Source organism: Psychrobacillus sp. FSL K6-2843, assembly GCF_038626375.1.
GTDB lineage: Bacteria > Bacillota > Bacilli > Bacillales_A > Planococcaceae > Psychrobacillus > Psychrobacillus faecigallinarum.
Genome location: NZ_CP152021.1, coordinates 1,844,454 through 1,864,715 on the forward strand (window position 1 = coordinate 1,844,454; position 20,262 = coordinate 1,864,715).

Annotated in this window: 16 protein-coding genes; 9 read left to right on the forward strand and 7 right to left on the reverse strand. The window is 37.9% G+C overall.

Features of this window, described 5'->3' with window-relative positions:
* Positions 1-27: 27 nt before the first annotated feature.
* The 3 genes from ytzI to ilvA form a co-directional block, all read right to left on the reverse strand.
* The gene (gene ytzI, locus MKY94_RS09220; protein ID WP_342578672.1) at positions 28-177 is read right to left on the reverse strand and encodes a YtzI protein; all 150 of its coding nucleotides are present in this window, start codon (positions 175-177) and stop codon (positions 28-30) included.
* A gap of 114 nt (positions 178-291) precedes the next feature.
* Entirely contained in the window at positions 292-1,782 is a 1,491-nt protein-coding gene (locus MKY94_RS09225; protein ID WP_154310910.1) for a catalase, read from the reverse strand.
* A 165-nt stretch (positions 1,783-1,947) separates the two neighbouring features.
* Positions 1,948-3,210 carry a threonine ammonia-lyase IlvA gene (gene ilvA, locus MKY94_RS09230; RefSeq protein ID WP_342578535.1) on the reverse strand — a complete coding sequence of 421 codons (1,263 nt, stop codon included), beginning with the start codon at positions 3,208-3,210 and terminating at the stop codon, positions 1,948-1,950.
* 214 nt (positions 3,211-3,424) lie between these two features.
* On the opposite strand from ilvA, the gene MKY94_RS09235 reads away from it, so the two are divergent.
* From MKY94_RS09235 to MKY94_RS09255, 5 genes are all read left to right on the forward strand, one after another.
* Positions 3,425-4,189: a DeoR/GlpR family DNA-binding transcription regulator gene (locus tag MKY94_RS09235; protein ID WP_144536786.1), complete on the forward strand. Its 765-nt coding sequence runs from the start codon at positions 3,425-3,427 to the stop codon at positions 4,187-4,189.
* Positions 4,186-5,493 carry a four-carbon acid sugar kinase family protein gene (locus tag MKY94_RS09240; protein ID WP_342578536.1) on the forward strand — a complete coding sequence of 436 codons (1,308 nt, stop codon included), beginning with the start codon at positions 4,186-4,188 and terminating at the stop codon, positions 5,491-5,493. The genes MKY94_RS09235 and MKY94_RS09240 overlap by 4 nt, the downstream gene beginning before the upstream one ends.
* Positions 5,490-6,500, forward strand: a complete 1,011-nt coding sequence (pdxA, locus tag MKY94_RS09245) for a 4-hydroxythreonine-4-phosphate dehydrogenase PdxA (protein WP_144536781.1) — start codon at positions 5,490-5,492, stop codon at positions 6,498-6,500. The genes MKY94_RS09240 and pdxA overlap by 4 nt, the downstream gene beginning before the upstream one ends.
* Before the next feature lie 70 nt (positions 6,501-6,570).
* Positions 6,571-7,947, forward strand: coding sequence for a gluconate:H+ symporter (locus tag MKY94_RS09250; protein WP_342578537.1), 1,377 nt, complete (start codon positions 6,571-6,573; stop codon positions 7,945-7,947).
* 374 nt (positions 7,948-8,321) lie between these two features.
* Entirely contained in the window at positions 8,322-8,870 is a 549-nt protein-coding gene (locus tag MKY94_RS09255) for an NADPH-dependent FMN reductase (RefSeq protein WP_342578538.1), read from the forward strand.
* Between the two features lie 177 nt (positions 8,871-9,047).
* Here the strand turns inward: MKY94_RS09255 and lepB are convergent, their stop codons facing one another.
* Complete coding sequence (gene lepB, locus MKY94_RS09260) at positions 9,048-9,605, reverse strand: signal peptidase I (protein WP_340863962.1); 558 nt, start codon at positions 9,603-9,605, stop codon at positions 9,048-9,050.
* A gap of 95 nt (positions 9,606-9,700) precedes the next feature.
* Positions 9,701-10,603 (reverse strand): LysR family transcriptional regulator, encoded by a 903-nt coding sequence (locus MKY94_RS09265; protein WP_144536777.1) that lies wholly within the window; start codon positions 10,601-10,603, stop codon positions 9,701-9,703.
* Between the two features lie 120 nt (positions 10,604-10,723).
* On the opposite strand from MKY94_RS09265, the gene gltB reads away from it, so the two are divergent.
* The 4 genes from gltB (at position 10,724) to hisF (ending at position 18,456) form a co-directional block, all read left to right on the forward strand.
* Positions 10,724-15,256 (forward strand): glutamate synthase large subunit, encoded by a 4,533-nt coding sequence (gene gltB / locus MKY94_RS09270; protein WP_342578540.1) that lies wholly within the window; start codon positions 10,724-10,726, stop codon positions 15,254-15,256.
* A 184-nt stretch (positions 15,257-15,440) separates the two neighbouring features.
* On the forward strand, positions 15,441-16,922 hold the full coding sequence (gene gltD / locus MKY94_RS09275) for a glutamate synthase small subunit (RefSeq protein ID WP_342578541.1): 1,482 nt from the start codon (positions 15,441-15,443) through the stop codon (positions 16,920-16,922).
* A gap of 147 nt (positions 16,923-17,069) precedes the next feature.
* Positions 17,070-17,690 (forward strand): imidazole glycerol phosphate synthase subunit HisH, encoded by a 621-nt coding sequence (gene hisH, locus MKY94_RS09280; RefSeq protein WP_342578542.1) that lies wholly within the window; start codon positions 17,070-17,072, stop codon positions 17,688-17,690.
* Entirely contained in the window at positions 17,683-18,456 is a 774-nt protein-coding gene (hisF, locus tag MKY94_RS09285; protein WP_154310904.1) for an imidazole glycerol phosphate synthase subunit HisF, read from the forward strand. The genes hisH and hisF overlap by 8 nt, the downstream gene beginning before the upstream one ends.
* Positions 18,457-18,668: 212 nt before the next feature.
* Here hisF and MKY94_RS09290 read toward each other — a convergent pair whose 3' ends face one another.
* Positions 18,669-19,331 (reverse strand): HAD-IB family hydrolase, encoded by a 663-nt coding sequence (locus tag MKY94_RS09290; RefSeq protein ID WP_154310903.1) that lies wholly within the window; start codon positions 19,329-19,331, stop codon positions 18,669-18,671.
* 214 nt (positions 19,332-19,545) lie between these two features.
* A complete protein-coding gene (locus MKY94_RS09295) occupies positions 19,546-20,139 on the reverse strand; it encodes a spore coat protein (RefSeq protein WP_186318095.1) in 594 nt (197 codons plus the stop codon).
* Between the last annotated feature and the right edge of the window lie 123 nt (positions 20,140-20,262).

The window sequence follows — 20,262 nt, forward strand, 5'->3', positions numbered from 1 at the left end:
TTCCAATACAAAACGCATCTTCCTTATTCAGGAGGATGCGTTTTTTTTCTTTTTCTCTAATTCTGTTGGACGCTCGTCTATTGTATGTTTATAGGCATAGCCCTTGTTGATAGTGAAAATAGTTAAGGCAAGGACAATGATAAAGATGATGATTCCAATAACAATGACTGTAACTATGGGAATAACCTCCAAAAAATAAAGTATACACTCATATCATAGCACAATAAAGATGATGGCGGGAGAGGGGGCAATTACAATAGAAAAAGCTATCCCGAGGGATAGCTTTTTACTTTATACTGTAGCAGTAACATTCATAACTTCTTCAATTTTTTCCCATGGAAGTTCCATTGCCGCAGCAACGCCTTTACCATAAGCTGGATCTGCTTTATAGCAATGGATGATGTGGCGGATTTTAATGAAATCTTCTACACCATTCATATTACGAGCAGTGTTTTCAAATAATACTTGCTGTTTTTCTGGGGTCATTAGATTGAACAATTTACCTGGTTGTTCGAAATAATTGTCATCATCTTCACGGAATTCCCAAATACCAGCATCTCCTTGAAGTGCTAGACTAGGCTCTTTGAATTGAGGTTGTTCCTTCCATTGACCATAGCTGTTAGGCTCATAAGGTAATGTACTACCTAAGTTACCATCTACACGCATAGCACCATCTCTATGGAAAGAGTGTACAGGACATTTAGGTTTGTTAACAGGAATTTGGTGATGGTTAACACCTAGGCGGTAACGTTGAGCATCGCCATAAGAGAATAAACGACCTTGTAACATTCTATCAGGGGAGAAGCTAATACCAGGTACTACGTTAGCTGGTGTAAAAGCAGCTTGCTCTACTTCTGCAAAATAATTTTCAGGGTTACGGTTTAGTTCCCATTCACCAACTTCGATAAGTGGGAAGTCTTTTTTATACCAAACTTTTGTTAGATCAAAAGGATTATAAGGCATATTATTAGCTTGTTCTTCCGTCATTACCTGAATATACATTTTCCATTTAGGGAAATTACCAGCTTCGATATTGTCGTATAGGTCACGTTGATGACTTTCACGGTCAACACCAACCACTTCAACTGCTTCTTGATCAGTTAAGTTTTCAATACCTTGTTGAGAACGCATATGGAATTTAACCCAGACACGTTCATTGTTAGCATTGATCATACTGAATGTATGGCTACCAAATCCGTGCATTGTACGGTAAGATTTTGGAAGTCCTCTGTCACTCATTACGATTGTAATTTGGTGAAGTGCTTCCGGTAATGATGTCCAGAAATCCCAGTTGCTATTAGCACTACGCATACCAGTACGTGGATCACGTTTAATAGCATGATTTAAATCTGGGAAATTAAGTGGATCACGGAAGAAGAATACTGGAGTGTTGTTACCAACTAAATCCCAGTTACCTTGCTCTGTATAGAAACGCATAGAGAATCCACGGATATCTCGTTCCGCATCTGCAGCTCCGCGTTCACCAGCTACAGTTGAGAAACGTACGAACATATCTGTTTCTTTACCGATTTCAGAGAATATACTAGCGCTAGTATATTGAGTAATATCATTAGTCACAGTAAATTTACCGTAAGCACCTGAACCTTTTGCGTGCATACGACGCTCTGGAATTACTTCTCTATCAAAGTGTGCTAGTTTTTCTAATAACCATACGTCTTGTAGTAAAAGAGGACCTCTTCTACCAGCAGATTGTGAGTTTTGGTTATCTACTACTGGTGCGCCAGCTGCAGTTGTCAGCTTATTGTTTTGTTTTTCAGTCATTCTTTTTCCCCCTAGATTAGAATCTTTATAATACAAGAATTATTATATCAAAGGGTGGGTGAGAATGCTAGAATTTGAATGTAACTTTTTATTATTCTTATAGGAATGTGAACATTATTAGTCAATGGAAAACTATCTAAAACGTTGATATAGTTGGATTCTCACTTAAATTAATAGATCAAAAAGTGTGCTATCTTTATTAACTTCCTTAAAGAAAAAGCCATTCTCATTCATACGTGAGAGAAGCTCTAAATAATCCTCACTTCTTTTTAATTCAATGCCTACTAACGCCGGTCCACTTTCTTTGTTGTTCTTTTTGGTATATTCAAAGGTGGTGATATCATCGTCTGGACCCAGTACTTTATCAAGAAATTGTCTTAGTGCACCAGCTCTTTGTGGAAAGCTAACGATAAAGTAATATAGGAGCCCTTCATGTAATAACGATTTTTCCTTAATCTCCTGCATCCTGCCAATGTCATTATTTCCTCCGCTAATAATACATACGACGGACTTACCTTTTATTTGTTCCTTATGAGAATCGAGTGCTGCAATTGATAATGCCCCTGCAGGCTCTGCGATAATAGCGTGTTTATTGTATAAGCTCAAAATAGTTGTACATACCTTCCCCTCTGGGACAAGGGTGATGTCATCCACATATTTAGAAACAATCTCGTGGTTTAGCTTTCCTACACACTTAACAGCTGCCCCGTCAACGAATTTATCAATTGCATCAAGAACAATTGGTCCTTTGTTAGCTATGGCAGCTTTCATACTTGCAGCACCTGAAGGCTCTACACCAATAATTTTAGTGTTGGGGGATAGGTTCTTTATATAAGAAGAAACTCCAGAGATGAGACCTCCACCACCAATACTAGAAAAAACATAATCAAGCTCCTCATCAATATCATTCATAATCTCCACAGCCACTGTACCTTGACCAGCAATGATGTCTAGATCATCAAATGGATGAATAAACAAACGGCCTTCTTGTTCTGCATAAGTAGTTGCAGTACTAGCGGAATCATCAAATGTATCCCCAGTTAGGATAATTTCTGCGTATTGCCGGCCAAACATTTTTACCTGCTCAATTTTTTGACTAGGAGTGGTTAGAGGCATAAATATTTTAGCGGAAATACCTAAGTGAGCACAGGCATAAGCGACTCCTTGGGCGTGATTACCTGCACTAGCACAGACTATTCCTTGCTTTCGAGCGATCTCTTCAATGGTTTTAATTTTATAATAAGCACCGCGGAGTTTAAACGAACGAACATGTTGTAAATCTTCGCGTTTAAAGTAAATATTCGCTTCATATTTTTCAGATAGATAGTCGTTTTTTTGAAGAGGTGTATGTATAACTACCTCTTTAAGAAATTGGTGCGCTTTTAGCACATCTTCAATTTGAAGTGTTTTGATATCTGCCATTTGCATGATATGACCTCCTAAATCTAATTATCAGTATATTTTAACACACTACAGTGATAAACCCACGATTTATTTTTGATAATTCTAAATAATAAAACACTAAGGTTATTTTACATTACCTATTTTTGATAATTTCAAACATATTTTATTGACAAAAATGTTCGATTAGAACATAATATGTTCATAGTTAACATTTTATTTGTATTTAGGGGATGAATTCATGCTTCCAATTAACAGAAAAAAGAAAATTATCGATGAGCTTTCTATTAAGGGGAAGGTTGAAATCTTAGAGCTTGTAGACCTTTTAGGAGTTTCTGCAATGACTATACGAAGAGATTTAGACGAATTAGAAAAGCAGAAAAAATTGATAAGAACACATGGTGGTGCTGCGCTACCTCAAGCGATAATAGGGGAACAATCATATGAACAAAAGCTTTCAGAAGCTCATATACAAAAGAAAGAGATTGCACAAATTGCCGTTGGCTTAGTAAAAGACGGTATGAGGATTTTGTTGGATTCAGGAACAACTACATTAGAAATTGCAAGGCTATTGAAATCACGGACGAATATCACAGTAGTTACAAATGATATTAAGATTGCTGCTGAATTAACAGATTCTAATTTAGAAGTTATTTTACTTGGTGGAAAGATCCAGAATGGTGTCGGTGCAATACTTGGATCCTACGCTGAGCAAATGCTAAAAAACATACATGTAGATATTCTGTTCCTTGGAGCACATGCTGTGCATGCTTCTCTCGGTATATCTTCTGCAACTTTCGAGAAAGCATCTATCAAAAAAGAGATGATAAACGTAAGCGAGGCGGTTTACCTAACTGTAGATGCACATAAATTTGGGAAAAAAGCATTTGCTAAAATAGCTGGTGTGGATTCGGTAACAGGAATTATAACGGATAGCACTATTTCTAAGGAAGTAGAAGAGATTTATAAGGAGAAATCTACTTTTATAAAGGGAGTGACAAAGTGAAGATAGGCATTATTGCAGATGATTTAACAGGAGCAAATGCTACTGGAGTCCTCCTGGCGAAAAATGGTTTCACGAGTGCTACAGTTGTTTTTGGTGGAGAGGTGCCATTAAATAGTGATTTTACCTCTATTAGCATAGATACAGATAGTAGATATTGTTCTCCTTCTAATGCAGAAGAACGTGTTTTGAAGGCATATGAGCAACTAACAATTTGGGGAGCAAGTGTTATTGGTAAACGAATTGATAGTACTGTGAGAGGTAATCTCGGAGTAGAGACCGATGTTTTACTGAATGCCATCGGTGGAAACTCCGTAGCGGTTGTTGTTGCTTCTTACCCTGATTCAGGTCGAGTAGTTTCAGGTGGCTATCTTTTAGTGGATGGGGTACCTGTGGAAGCAACTGATGTCGCTAAAGATCCTATGAATCCAATAAGTATCTCTCATGTCCCTACTATTATGGAAAACCAAAGCCAACTTCCTGTTTGTCATGTGGGGCTTGGCACAGTTTTAAAGGGTAAAGAGGCAATACAATTACAGTTAATGAAGCAAATTGAAGCGATGAATCGAATTATAGTAGTAGATGCAGTGACAAATGAAGAAATTGACAATATTGCCGAGGCGATGGCTTCCATAGATGGAATTCATTTTATCCCCGTAGACCCAGGTCCACTCTCTGCCTCTTTTGGAAGAATGAAAGCCCATCAACATGTTCAAACAAATAAATTCATCGTGACTGTTGGTAGTATTACTCCATTAACTGGTAGACAGCTGAATTATTTAATTGATAAGAAAAATGCAGATCCAGTATATGTGCGTGCTAGCGCTTTAGCATCGGTAAGTAGTTCCTGGGAGAAAGAAATTGATCGTGCAACGGAAGAAGCATTGAATAAACTAGAGGTGCAAGAAGTATTAATCATTACTACCTATGCTCCTGGAACAGAAAAGCTGAACCTAGCCGATATAGCATTGAAAGAGGGCGTTACGGAAGAAAAACTGGCTAAGCGTTTAACAGAGGGGCTTGCTAGAGTAACTAACAATGTGGTTCAGCAAACAAAACATCAAATAGATGGTACTTTCTCCAGTGGAGGAGATGTAACGGCAGCTATTTGTGCTGTGAGTGATGCTGCAGCGATAGGCTTGCAGGATGAAGTGATTCCCTTAGCTGCTTATGGCCATTTTATAGGGGGTACATTTGATGGTATTCCCGTGATTACTAAGGGCGGGATGGTAGGAGATAAATATTCTATCTACAAATGTGTAAGATTTTTAACAAACAAAAAAGAAGAAGGAAGTGTTCTAATATGACAACACGAGAAATTATTGCAATACCTATGGGAGATGCAGCAGGGATAGGACCAGAAATTACAGTGAAATCTTTAGCTAAAGAAGAGATTTATTCAATGTGTAAACCACTAGTTGTAGGTGACGCTAAAATTATTCGTAAAGCAATTGAAGTTACTGGGGTGGACTTAAATGTAAACGTGGTTGCCTCTCCAATAGATGGTTCTTATAAATTTGGAACAATTGATATTATTGATTTGAATAATATTGATTTAGAATCTTTTGAACCTGGAAGCGTTTCTGCTCAAAATGGACAAGCGGCATTCGAATTTATCAAACGATCAGTGGAATTAGCTATGGCTGGGGAAGTTAAAGCATTGGCAACAACTCCTATCAACAAAGAATCTTTAAAAGCAGCTAATGTTCCTTACATTGGCCATACGGAAATGCTAGAAGACCTTGGTGGCTCTCCGGATCCATTAACAATGTTCCAAGTAAATGGTATGCGTATTTTCTTCTTAACTCGCCACTTATCTGTTGCTGACGCTATTAAACAAATGACTAAAGAGCGTGTACGCGATTATTTGAACAGATGTGACCAAGCTTTACAGCGTTTAGGTGTGGAAACTCGTAAATTAGCTGTTGCTGGGTTAAATCCCCACGCAGGTGAGGGTGGTTTGTTTGGGATGGAAGAAGTAGAAGAGATTAAACCAGGCGTCGAGCTTGCTAAAGCAGATGGAATTGATGCATATGGACCAGTTCCTGCTGACTCCGTATTCTTCCAAGCACTTAATGGAAAATATGATGCGGTTCTTTCCTTATATCACGATCAAGGCCATATTGCAGCGAAAATGACCGATTTCCATCGTACTATTTCTATTACGAACGGTCTACCATTCTTGCGCACTTCTGTAGACCACGGGACCGCGTTTGATATTGCATGGAAAAACATTGCATCAGAAGTGAGTATGTTTGAGTGTATCAAGCTTGCTGCAGAATATGCGCCTAAATTTACTCGTGAGTCTTTGTAAGTTTTGTAATTCTAGAAAAGGGGATTCCCCTTTTCTATTTAAATATACATAATTGAAAGGGGTTTCAAGAATGGGTTTAGAAATGCAAATGTTGTTGGGGTTAGTTATTGGTGTAACGGTTTTAATTTTGCTTGTGTTAAAAACTAAAATTCATGCTTTTTTAGCGTTGCTAATTGCAGCTTCTGTAACTGGGCTTATTGGAGGAATGGAGCCTTTAAAGGTAGTTAACTCTATAACTTCTGGTTTTGGTAACACGCTAGCTTCTATAGGGATCGTTGTAGGGCTAGGGGTAATGATGGGGAGGATTTTAGAAGTAACGGGAGCCGCTGAAAAGCTAGCTTACACGTTAATTCGAGTAGTTGGAAAGAAGAAGGAAGAATGGGCAATGGCCATTGCTGGTTATTTCGTATCTATTCCTATTTTTGTAGATTCGGCCTTCGTCATTTTAAATCCTTTAGTAAAGTCATTATCACGTAAAACAGGGAAATCTGTAGTTACATTGGGGATTGCATTAGCGATAGGGTTAGCAGCAACTCACCATGCGGTTCCACCTACTCCAGGTCCTTTAGGAGTAGCGGGTATTTTTGGAATAGATATAGGTGAAATGATCTTCTGGGGATTAATATTTGCTATTCCGATAATTATAATAGGTGTTCTTTATGCAAAATGGATTGGAAAAAGAATATATCAAGTTCCAGAAGAAGATGGAGAAGGATTTATTCGTAAAGATTCATCTGAAATGGTATACAATGATTTTTTAGCAGCTTCTGCTGACAGAGAAAAAGAGCTACCATCGTTTTTCAAATCTTTTTTACCGATATTATTGCCAATCATATTAATATTCTTAAATACTACATTAACAGCTTTAGAAGTAACAGGTGGGTTCTGGGATTATGTACTATTCTTAGGACAACCAATTATCGCTTTAGCACTTGGGTTAGTTGCCGCAATTTATGGATTGGCTAATCAAATGAAAAAAGAAGAGGCTTTAGAGAGAATGGAAGAAGGAATGACTACTGCGGGTATCATCCTTTTAGTTACAGGTGCTGGTGGTGCATTAGGAACAGTATTGCGGGACAGTGGCACAGGGGACTATTTAGCTGAAATAATTGCTGGATTGCCTTTGCCTGCTATATTAGTGCCTTTCTTTATAGCGTCTATTGTACGATTAATACAAGGTAGTGGGACTGTTGCTATGATTACAGCAGCTTCAATCTCTGCTCCAATTTTAGCCAATCTTGACGTTAATCTAGCCTTAGCAGCTCAAGCGGCGGCACTAGGTGCAATGTTATTTTCTTACTTCAATGATTCCCTGTTCTGGGTTGTTAACCGTATGTTAGGAATCACTAAACTAAAAGAGCAAATTCTAGTATGGTCCGTACCTACAACCATTGCTTGGGGTACCTCTTTAATCATGCTAATCATAGCCAATGCCATAGTAGGCTAATAGAATACTAGAACATCGCTGCTTATATTTCTAGTGTTTCTTATATTTCATGTGTCTGGTATATTACAGGTGCCTGGCACCTGTAATATACACAAATTATTTTAATATACAAACGCAAATATTCTAATATAATATAATTACAATTCTCGTAATAAATACGCTTAAAAAAGGTTTTTTTAATAGAGGAAGTTAGTTGCAAATAGAGAAGAAAAAATAGGAACTTTTATTTCAATAGTGTTACAGGTGCCTGGCACCTGTAACACTATTTTTATGAGCAAATTTTCAGCATATTTTAGTGGGTGCGTGATATACTAACAAAATGATTTGGGTTTGAAATTTTTGCATGATTTTTAATAGTTTTAGGAGGAATGGATATGTCAATCAAGGTAGCAGCTATTATTGGAAGTAACAGAAAAGAGTCTTACAATCGTAAATTAGTGGAGTATATGAAGAAGCGTTATGCGGATAAGTTAGTTATTGAGCTTGTTTCTATCAATGAAGTAGAAATGTTTAATGCTGATATTGAGAATGATCCTCCGCAAGGTGCGATTGAATTTAAAAAGAATGTTCGTAATGCGGATGCGGTGCTTTTTGCTGTACCAGAATATAATTTCTCTATTCCTGGTGCTTTAAAAAATGCAATAGATTGGTTATCACGTAGTGGAAATGATTTAGTTGGTAAACCAACTTTCATCATCGGCTCTTCAATGGGTGTGCTAGGAAGCGTTCGAGCTCAAATGCACCTTCGTGAGATACTATCTAATCCGAATCTCCAACCACAGCTACTTCCAGGAAACGAAGTGTATGTAGGGGCAATTCATACAAAATTGAATGAACAAAATGAAGTGACTGTTCAAGCAACAATCGATTTTCTAGATAAAGTAGTAAATAATTTCATCGAATTTTATAATAAAGTTAAGTAAGAGTAAAAAGGGAGAAAATCATTGATGATTTTCTCCCTTTTAATATATAAAGCATATTTTGATCTCTGTTATAATTTTTATTTAGCTTTTCAAGCAATTGCTTTTCAAGGTGCTTAGGAGCTTAGTTTTTCGCAAGCCTTGCAATGCAAAAATCTTGTATACTCAGCCCTAGATCTATTATTTAATATAGCTAAAATTCTCTAAAGGATAAATTGTCATGTTCACCTTTCCTAAAACGATATCAATAGGTACAAATCCGACACTAGGATTTCTGCTATCGTTGCTGAAACGTCTATTGTCCCCTAGGACGAACAAGGAACCCTCTGGAACGACTACTTCCCCCAAATATTCTTCAAGTGTAAAGTCCTCCGTGAGCGTGCCATTATCTAATAACTCTTTTTTAAATTCATCTAAATATGGCTCATCGAATTTAGTCCCGTTTATTAAAAGCTCATCGTTTTTATAAGAAATATGGTCTCCAGGAATGCCTATAACTCGCTTGATATAATTAGTTTCCGCATCCACTTTAAAAACAATTACATCAAATCGCTCGTAGTCACTCAATTTCGGCCCTATTTTATTGACCATGACTTTGTCCCCGCTTTCAAAAGTGGGGAGCATAGAGGCACCTTCTACTTCGATAGGTGTAAACAAAAAATATCGAATTCCAAAAGCAAATATAACAGCAATTCCAATCGCTCTAACCCACTCCCAAAACTCACTTTTACCATTCATCTCTTTCAAATTATTCCCTCACATTCTTCCATTATTATTTGCTTTATTTTACCATGAAAATATAAATTATAGAAAAAATATCCTGTTTGAGTACATTATTGATATTGGTTAAGCAATTTAAAAAACTTCACAGTAAAATCATGAAATACCTTCTCAGATGGCGATAAGTCCCTCGTGACCGGGCTAATCATGCCAACTGTTCTTTGAAGAGGAGGAGAATACAGTGGGATCTTAACCGTAAACCTAGGAATAGAGTCATAAAAGGTGCTATCAGGCAAAAGTGTTATACCGATCCCAGCAGCAACCAATCCCTTAATAGCATCCATGTCCTCACCCTCTGAGGAACTTTTAGGTGTAAATCCAAGTGAATTACATGCGTCTATTATAATCTTATGTAATACAAATCCCTTAGGGAATAAAACAAAGTCCTCATTTCGCAAATCAATCAAGGGAACCCTCTCCTTCTTTGCTAAAGGGTGATTTACAGGAACTAGCACGGAAAAGTTTTCCGTAAACAATATGGTGGTATTAATAGAATAATCTTTCGGAGGGAGTGGTCCTAAAAATGCTATATTAATTTCCCGATTTTTTACCGCATCTATTAAATAATCATAAGATCCTTGTCTTAATTGGAAAGCCACATTCGGATGCTCTTTTTTAAAGGCAGAAATAACGGTCGGTAATAAATGGCCGGCTAAACTAGTGGGGAAGCCGATTTTAATAGTCCCTTTTTCCGGATCCAAATATTCGTCAATTTGTTTTTTTGCATAGTCTATAGCCTGTAGAGCTGAAAGGCTATGCTCTAAAAAGATCTTCCCTATTGGTGTCAATTTAACATTGCGACCTATTCGCTCGAATAATTCTACTCCCAACTCATTCTCTAAATTAGCTATTTGTCTGCTAACCGCAGACTGAGCAACATGTAAATGTATCGCCGCTTCCGAAATATGTTCTCGTTCTGCGACTTCTTTAAAGTATCTTAATTGCCTTATTTCCATAGTTTTCTCCTAACCTATCTCAAAAGTAGATTGTTTATATCCAAATTATATATTGTTTATATTATTTTGAAAACATACAATGTTCCTAACACACTTTTTTGGAAAATGGAGGTCGATTACATGACATTTCACCAGCTACCGAAAGCACAGGGCATGTATAATCCAGAATTAGAACATGACGCCTGTGGGATAGGTTTATATGCAAATATAAAAGGAACACCAACACATGATATAGTGAAAAAAGGTTTAGAAATGTTATGTCGTTTGGATCATCGTGCTGGAAAAGGTAGTGATGGTCAAACGGGAGATGGAGCAGGTCTCATGGTACAAATTCCAGATGTTTTTTTTCGGGTAGTTTGTAGTCAATGGGAAATTCCAGAAAAAGGACAGTATGGAGTAGGTATGTTGTTTTTTACAGAGGCGGATGAAGAAAGACAAGCGATAGAACAAAGAATAAATGATACCATTTTCGCCGAAGGTCAGGAACTTATAGGATGGAGGACAGTCCCGACAGACAAAAGTATGTTGAGTGATTCAGCTCGAAATACTGCACCAGTAGTGAGGCAAGTATTTATTAAAGCTAAAAGTCTTCCTGACTCTTTATCCTTTGAACGGAAGTTATATGTTATTAGGAAACAGATAGAGCATTGGGCACATCAAGAAGCTAAAAAATTCTACTGTGCAAGTCTTTCAAGTCAAACAATAGTTTTTAAAGGAATGCTGACTCCTAAAGAAGTAGATCAGTTTTATGTGGACTTACAAGACGAGCTTTTTACTTCTGCTTTTTCACTAGTGCATTCTCGATACAGCACTAATACTTTCCCTAGCTGGGAGCGTGCACACCCAAATCGCTATATTGTTCACAATGGTGAAATAAACACGCTACGCGGTAATGTCAATTGGATGAAAGCTCGTGAGCAACAGTTTGTTTCAGATGCCTTTGGTGATGATTTAGGAAAAATTCTTCCTATTATTGATCCTTCTGGAAGTGATTCATCTATGCTCGATAATGCATTTGAATTTTTTGTATTAGCTGGGAGATCTCCGGCACATACAGCTATGATGCTTATTCCAGAACCGTGGACTGAGAATCCTCATATTTCTCAAGAGAAAAAAGCATTTTATGCTTATCATAGCTCTTTAATGGAGCCTTGGGATGGACCAACAGCTATCTCGTTTACAAATGGCAAGCAGGTAGGTGCTATTCTAGATCGTAATGGGTTGAGACCAGCTCGTTATTACGTGACAAAAGATGACTACATTATATTTTCTTCAGAAGTCGGAGTAGTAGATATCGAAGAAGATAATATTCTTTATAAGGAGCGTCTAAGTCCTGGAAGAATGCTTTTAATAGATTTGGAGCAGGGAAGAATTATATCCGATGAAGAAATTAAGTCAGAAATGGCGATGGCTCAGCCTTATCAGCAATGGTTAGAAGACTATCAACAAAAGATATTAGTAAATGAAGAAAACATAGAAAATCTTGATGACCTGTTATTTCGTCAAAAGGCTTTTGGCTATACGTATGAAGACATTCACAAATATATACTGCCAATTGCAATAGAGGGAAAAGATCCTATTGGTTCTATGGGGAATGATACCCCGTTAGCTGTATTGTCAGATAGACCGCAATCCCTTTTCAATTATTTTAAGCAGTTGTTTGCTCAAGTTACCAATCCACCAATAGATTCAATACGGGAGCATATTGTTACATCCACCATGACATTGCTTGGTGCAGAAGGCGATCTGCTTACCCCTGGAGAAGTTAATGCGAAGCGAATATATTTGGATACACCAGTTTTAACTAATGGGCAGCTTCAAGAAATAAAGGATTTGAAGGATGAAAGCTTTCAAAGTGGTATTATTTACATTGATATGTCTGAAGATTTGGAAAAAGATTTGCGGAGAATATCTAAAAAAGCAGACGAACTGATAGAACAGCGAATCTCTTTAATCATTTTGTCTGATAAATCTCTAAATCAGTCTCAACCAACTATTCCGATTTTATTGGCAGCTAGTCATTTACACCAACATTTGCTACGAACAGGTAATCGAACGAAAGTTAGCATTTTAGTGGAATCTGGGGAGTCAAGAGAGGTTCATCAGTTTGCTGCACTTATTGGTTATGGGGTAGATGCGATTAATCCATATCTTGCATATGCGACCATTGCGGAAGCTATACAAAATGGACACTTAGAATGCAACTATCACGATGCTATAGCTAAATATAGTAAGGGGATAGCAGAAGGTGTCGTAAAAGTCATGTCTAAAATGGGTATTTCCACTGTACAAAGCTACAGAGGGGCACAGATATTTGAAGCGGTAGGTATTAGCAAAGATGTAATTGAGAATTATTTCACAGGCACTGTGTCTCAGCTTGGTGGGATTGACATAGAAACGATTAGAGAAGAGGCAATTCGTAGACATATACTAGCGGTCGAATCTACTGTGGATGCTTTAGATTCAGGGAGTGATTTTCAATGGAGAAGCACTGGCGAGCATCATGCCTTTAATCCAAAGACAATTCACACACTTCAATGGGCAACGCGAAGAGGAGACTACGGACTTTATCGTCAGTATGCAGAAATGGCAAATGAAGAGCGAATAGGCTTTTTACGAAACCTACTGACATTTAAGAAGGGAACAAAGAAAATCACATTAGATGAAGTTGAATCTGTAGATTCCATTGTGAAGAGGTTTAAGACAGGTGCTATGTCCTTTGGTTCACTAAGTCAGGAAGCGCATGAAACTTTAGCAATTGCAATGAATCGTCTTGGAGGCAAGAGTAACAGCGGAGAGGGTGGAGAACATCCTAATCGTTATGTAATAGATGCTAATGGGGATAACCGACGTAGTTCTATCAAGCAGATTGCTTCAGGTCGTTTTGGTGTAAATAGTCACTATTTAGTAGAGGCAGATGAGCTTCAGATAAAAATGGCTCAAGGCGCTAAACCAGGTGAAGGTGGTCAACTTCCAGGCAATAAAGTATATCCATGGGTAGCAGATGTCAGAGGATCCACAACTGGAGTGGGATTGATATCCCCACCTCCACATCATGATATTTATTCCATAGAGGATATGGCCCAACTTATTCATGATTTAAAAAATGCAAATAGATTTGCGAGAATTAGTGTGAAGCTCGTTGCCAAATCAGGAGTAGGAACAATTGCTGCGGGTGTTGCAAAAGGCTCTGCAGACGTAATTGTAATTAGTGGATACGACGGTGGAACGGGAGCTTCTCCAAAAACAAGCATTAAGCATACAGGATTGCCTTGGGAGCTAGGACTTGCTGAAGCACATCAAACGTTAATGCTAAATGGCTTACGAAATAAAGTGGTTTTGGAAACTGACGGCAAACTAATGACTGGAAAGGATGTAGTAATGGCTGCTTTGTTAGGAGCAGAAGAATTTGGCTTTGCTACAGCGCCTCTAATCGTATTAGGCTGTGTCATGATGCGTGCCTGTCATATGGACACTTGTCCAGTAGGGATAGCAACGCAAAATCCTGAGCTAAGAGACAAATTTAGTGGTTCTGCTGATTATGTCGTTAACTTTATGAGGTTTGTGGCAGAGGAAGTAAGAGAGTATATGGCATTGCTAGGATTTAGAACAGTTGATGAAATGGTAGGAAGAACTGACCTACTTGAAGTTAGTGACCGAGCAAAATCTCATTGGAAAGCTCAGCAACTAGATCTCTCTGTCCTACTATACCAAGTGAGTGGAGACAGAACATGTAAACAAAAACAAGATCATCAGCTCGAAAAGTCATTTGACATGAGGGAGCTTATGCCTCGAGTTGAAAAAGCTATTATAAATAGAACAAAGGTTGATCTACAATATAAGATTGCTAATACTGATCGAGTTGTCGGTACCATTATTGGAAGTGAAATCTCCAAAAAATACGGGGCAAGTGGTCTTCCAGATGATTCAATTACTTTACGATTCAATGGTGCTGCCGGTCAGAGCTTTGGTGCATATATTCCACAAGGAATGACAATGTTTGTAGAGGGAGATGTAAACGACTACTTTGGCAAAGGAATTTCTGGAGGAAAGCTAGTTGTTACTTCTCCATTATCAGGAACTTCAGAACAAAATGTAATCGCTGGAAATGTGGCGCTATATGGAGCTACTGATGGAGCAGTGTTCATTAACGGCCGAGCTGGTGAACGTTTTGCTGTAAGGAATAGTGGTGCAGACGTGGTTGTTGAAGGGATAGGTGATCATGGTTGTGAGTATATGACGGGCGGTCGAGCAGTTATCCTTGGGGACGTAGGCAAAAATTTTGGAGCAGGTATGTCCGGTGGTATCGCTTATGTATTGGTTGAAGATATAGAGCAGTTCAAATTTAAGTGTAATAAAGAAATGATTGGACTTGAGAAACTTCAATCTAAAGAAGAGACTCATAGTGTAAGACAGCTAATAATGGACCATTACTATTATACAAGAAGCACAAAAGCAATGAATATTTTAGACAATTGGAATGAAATGGTGCAAAAAGTAGTCAAGGTTGTACCTAATGATTATAAAATGATGCTAGAAAAAATTGCTGCATTTAAAAAAGATGGATTAACAGAAGATGATGCAGCGATGAAAGCCTTCCTTTCAACCTCTACAAAACAAGTAGAAAAGAAAGCTACGCTTATCAAAAAATAAAGTAATTTGCCTCCTTTATGGAAGAGATTCGGGCTCAATTAGGATAGCACTACGTAGGGCATTTTTGGTAGAGCTGCTCAGAGTAAGTAATAGTTTTACAATGCTTACTTTGACATCTAAAGATGTCTAATTATCGTGTGAAGCAGGCAATCAGTGCCGTACTAAGGAAAGGAGGAATTTTTATATGGGTAAACCAACTGGTTTTATGGAATATCAACGAGAAAAAGGAAAGGAAGTCGCACCTCTAAAACGTATAAAAAACTGGGGGGAATACGCTTCTAAGCTTTCTGATGAGTCTCTTCGCAAGCAAGGAGCACGTTGTATGGATTGTGGGACTCCATTTTGCCATATGGGAATCGAGATCAGAGGTGCAACTACTGGCTGTCCAATAAATAACTTAATACCAGAATGGAACGATTTAGTTTACCGAGGGAAATGGCAAGAAGCATTAAATCGATTAATGATGACAAATAATTTCCCAGAATTTACAGGTCGAGTATGCCCGGCACCTTGTGAGGGCTCATGCACATTAGCTATAACAGATCCTGCAGTTTCTATTAAGAATATCGAAAGAACAATCATAGACAAAGGATTTGAAAATGGCTGGATTACTCCAAGAATTCCTACGATTAGAACTGGAAAAAAAATAGCCGTTATTGGTTCTGGTCCTGCTGGTTTAGCAAGTGCAGACAATTTAAACCAAGCTGGCCACTCTGTTACGGTTTATGAACGTGCTGACCGTGCAGGCGGGCTGTTGATGTATGGTATTCCGAATATGAAACTAGAAAAAGAAATAGTAGAAAGAAGAGTTCACCTGCTTCAGCAGGAAGGTATTGATTTCATTTTAAATACAGAGGTTGGAAGGGATATTACTGCTGAGGAGCTAAAACTTCAATATGATGCAGTTATCCTTTGCATCGGGGCACAAAAACAACGTGCACTTCATATGGAGGGTAGTAATGCAGAGGGAGTTTATTTAGCAATGGACTATTTAACTTCTACAACAAAGAGCTTATTAGATTCAAATTTCGCTGACGGTCAATTTATTAACACGAAAGGGAAGGATGTTATTGTAATTGGTGGAGGAGATACAGGTGCAGACTGTGTAGCTACAGCTATCCGTCAAAACTGTCGTAGTGTAGTTCAGTTTGGAAAACATCCACAGCTTCCATCATCCCGTGCAGAGGATAACCAATGGCCTACAGATCCGAATATTTTTAAACTGGAATATGCGTACGAGGAAGCTAATGCAAAATATGGAAAAGACCCTAGAGAATATTTAATTCAAACGAAAAAAATGATTAAAGACAAGGATGGAAGGCTAAAAGAGCTTCATACAATCCAAATGGAAAAAATCCTTGGTGAGGACGGATTTTATTTCTTTAAAGAAGTTCCAGGTTCGGAAAAGATTTGGCCTGCGCAATTTGTTTTTGTAGCAATAGGATTTGAAGGACCAGAGACTTCTTTAACTGAACAATTTGGAGTAAAGGTTTTGAACAAAAGGATTGCTGCTTCTGCTAAAGATTATACTACAAATGTAGAAGGTGTATTTGCAGCAGGTGATGCTAGAAAGGGCCAAAGTTTAATCGTTTGGGCAATTAAAGAAGGTCAAGAGGTAGCAAAAAAAGTGAATGACTATGTAACGAATAAAGCAGTTGCTAGATAATCATGTGAGAGACCTAGGGATGGGTCTCTCGATTTTTTTTGCAATATATTTCATTGTGTTATCATATTAGCATACTAAAGTTTTTCTTTTATTTTCTGTCAACTGATGGCATAATAAAGTAATACTAGAACTGGGGGTAGTAACAGCATGATTGGTATTATAGATTATGGAGCAGGAAATTTACATAGTGTAGTAAAGGCAATTACTCAGCTTGGTTATCAGATTAAGCTTATTACTAAACCTAGTGACCATGACGATCTAATAGATAAGCTAATTCTGCCAGGGGTAGGAAATGCAAAGGTATCTATGAATGTTTTAAATGAGACAGGCTTAAGTGATTATTTACGAACAGAGGTTGCCAAGGGGACACCGCTTTTGGGAATTTGCTTAGGAATGCAACTTCTTTTAGAAACTAGTGAAGAGGGAGATGTACCATGTTTAGGATTTCTACCCGGAACAGTTCCATTGTTTGGTGAAGAGGCTGAAAAGGTTCCTCATATGGGATGGAATCAAGTGAAGGATGTTCAAAATCATTTCTTGTTTCAGGATATTCCAGAAAGCACTGATTTCTATTTTGTTCATTCGTATTACGCAGAGCCTAGCATGGAGCAACACGTCATAGGTGTGACTAATTATGGACCCGACTTTGCGTGTGCAATAGGAAATAAGCAAGTGATGGGTGTACAGTTTCATCCAGAAAAAAGCGGTAAGTATGGCATTCAATTACTAGACAATTACTGCAAGCAAGGAGTTAGACAGCATGCTTAGAAAAAGAATTGTTCCTGCAATAGATGTTTTAGGTGACAAAGCGGTAAAGTATGTACAATTTAGAAACCCTACAATAATTGGTGATCCAGCAGAGCTAGGGAAGAAATATTCAGAAGACGGCGCGGATGAGTTAATCTATTTAGATACCACCGCTTCATTAAAAAACCAAGATTTGAAAATAGATTGGATACGTCGAGTTGCAGAGCAGGTGTATATACCTTTTTCTGTAATAGGCGGTGTTAGAACAATAGATGATTTCAAGAGGCTTCTTCGCGCTGGCGCTGATAAGGTAGGGGTCAACTCAGCTGCCGTACAAAGACCAGAGCTTTTAAGAGAAGCAGCGGATATATTTGGTAAACAATGTGTAGTGTTGGGACTTGATGCCATGCCAATTTATAATGACGATAAGGAAATTGTGAGATGGGAAGTATATACACATTCTGGACACGAGAAAACGGGAATGGATGTAGTGGAGTGGGCGCAACAAGCAACCGATCTTGGAGCTGGTGAGATTATTTGCACAAGTATTCATAAGGATGGCATGAAAAATGGTTATGATGTGGAGCTGATCAAGTTACTCTCGGAAAAAGTAAATGTACCAATTATTGCTTCTGGTGGTGCGGGTAAATTAGAGCATATAGAAGAAGTGTTTGCTGCAGGAAAAGCGGACGCGGCACTAGTAGCTTCAATGATTCATTACGGAGATTATACTATTTCGGAGATTAAGGATTACCTGCTGGTGAAGGGTATTAATATGAGAATGTAAAGTTAAAATGACCTGTCTGTTGAACGTTCCTGTTCACAGCAGGTCTTTTTGCAGTATTTATTTGATAATCAGACGGAATTAAAAAAAGCTATCAAGCCATCCAAATGGATAGCTTGGATAAAGGTGGTTTATGCATTTATTTAGCATTGCGCTAGCCACACAAATAGTAAGAGTAGCAAAGATTTATTAAAGGTTTTTTAGATATTCTAAATCTATCTAATTATTTCCCAACCACGTTCTTGGGCAAGATTTCGAAGCTTTTCTTCTGGTTTAACTGCAATTGGATTTCCGACTAATTCAAGAACAGGTAAATCCGAATAGCTATCACCGTATGCATAGCTGTTTTCCCAGTCTATTTCTTGGCCTTCTAACTGTTCCAAAAGTTTCTGAGTCTTCATAGCGCCATTCACATGTTCCAGCGGTGATTTAGTATATACTGAATTCTCTTTATAGATTATTTCAGTGCCTATGATTTGTTTGAATGAAATCCCTTCGGTTACTCGCTCTAAAAATTGAGTATATGCACCCGACACTAGATAAATATGTACATTTTCTTGTTGGTGAGTATTTAGCTTTTCCAGTACTTTTTTATTGAAGTTTTTTTGCATTTGTTCCTTTAATTCATCAAAATACTGATACATCTCATCTCTTGTTCTACCTTCAAAAGCTTCCAAATATAGTTGCATGGACCGCTTCTTCATATTTGTAGTTGGATAAAGCTTAAGCTTATTTGCAATATAAGGAGGTACGATCGATCGATAGAATCGTTTATATTGGGGATGATAAGTTGGGTGTTCCTTTAAATGGTTCATTAACAGCTTGAACGTTTCTTCTTCGTATAAAGTTCCGTCAAAGTCAAAAATTGCAACTCGCATGTCTTCACCTTTTCTTTATAGGACTTTGTTTTATTATACTGGAAAATACGAAGGAAAGAAAAAATACTTGTCCTTAAGTGAATTTTGTAGAAATCTATATGAGTTTCTACTTATAAAATGTATACAAAATTGCAGATTATTCTTAGCTTTTACAAAAAAATATGGCGCTTTCTGCTCCAAAGTTGAACAGAAAGCGCCAGGATGCTGCTTCGAATTATTGCATTTTGTACATTGGACCTTCTGCAGTACCGTAGTTGTTGAAGATCTGTTCCATTGTTTGATCATCGAAGCGTGGTACTTGATAATAACCATGCTTGTTTTGATAAATGGAAAGCTCATACGCCATCTCAATACAGTTCGGGATTGAGTCTTGAAGTACTCTTCGTACAACTGGGTTGGTAGACTCTAATGCAGCAGGTACTTTTCCAGCGGCACCAGCTTTAGCAGAGCCTAGCAAATAACCTGAAATCATTTCATCATTAATTTCAGAAATGCTTTGCATAGGTTTCTTAGGCTGTGAAGACGGCTTTAAACCATAAGTGAAATCATTTTCCGTTGCCATCTTATAAGATGACGTGCGGTGTGAAGGATCTTTTCCGGTTTTAAAGCATTCCACTAACATATTATACTCATCCAAAGCGAATGAATATTGGCGATCCAGGATATTCAGTAATTCCTGATCCTTCACATGAGGACGAAGAATGGTTTTCAAGTTTAATGCACCAATTGCTGCTGACAATACCTCATGTACATCCATTAGCTCGTGAGCGCCATGATTAAAATGAGGTACAACTGTTTGCCCGTTCATCGTTTCACTGTGATTTTGACTGTATGTGTTATCCAATCTATTCTCCTCCTCCATAAAGATGTATTAAAACATCTCAATTAGTGTGAACAGAACAACCAAAAATATGTATAGATACTTATAGCT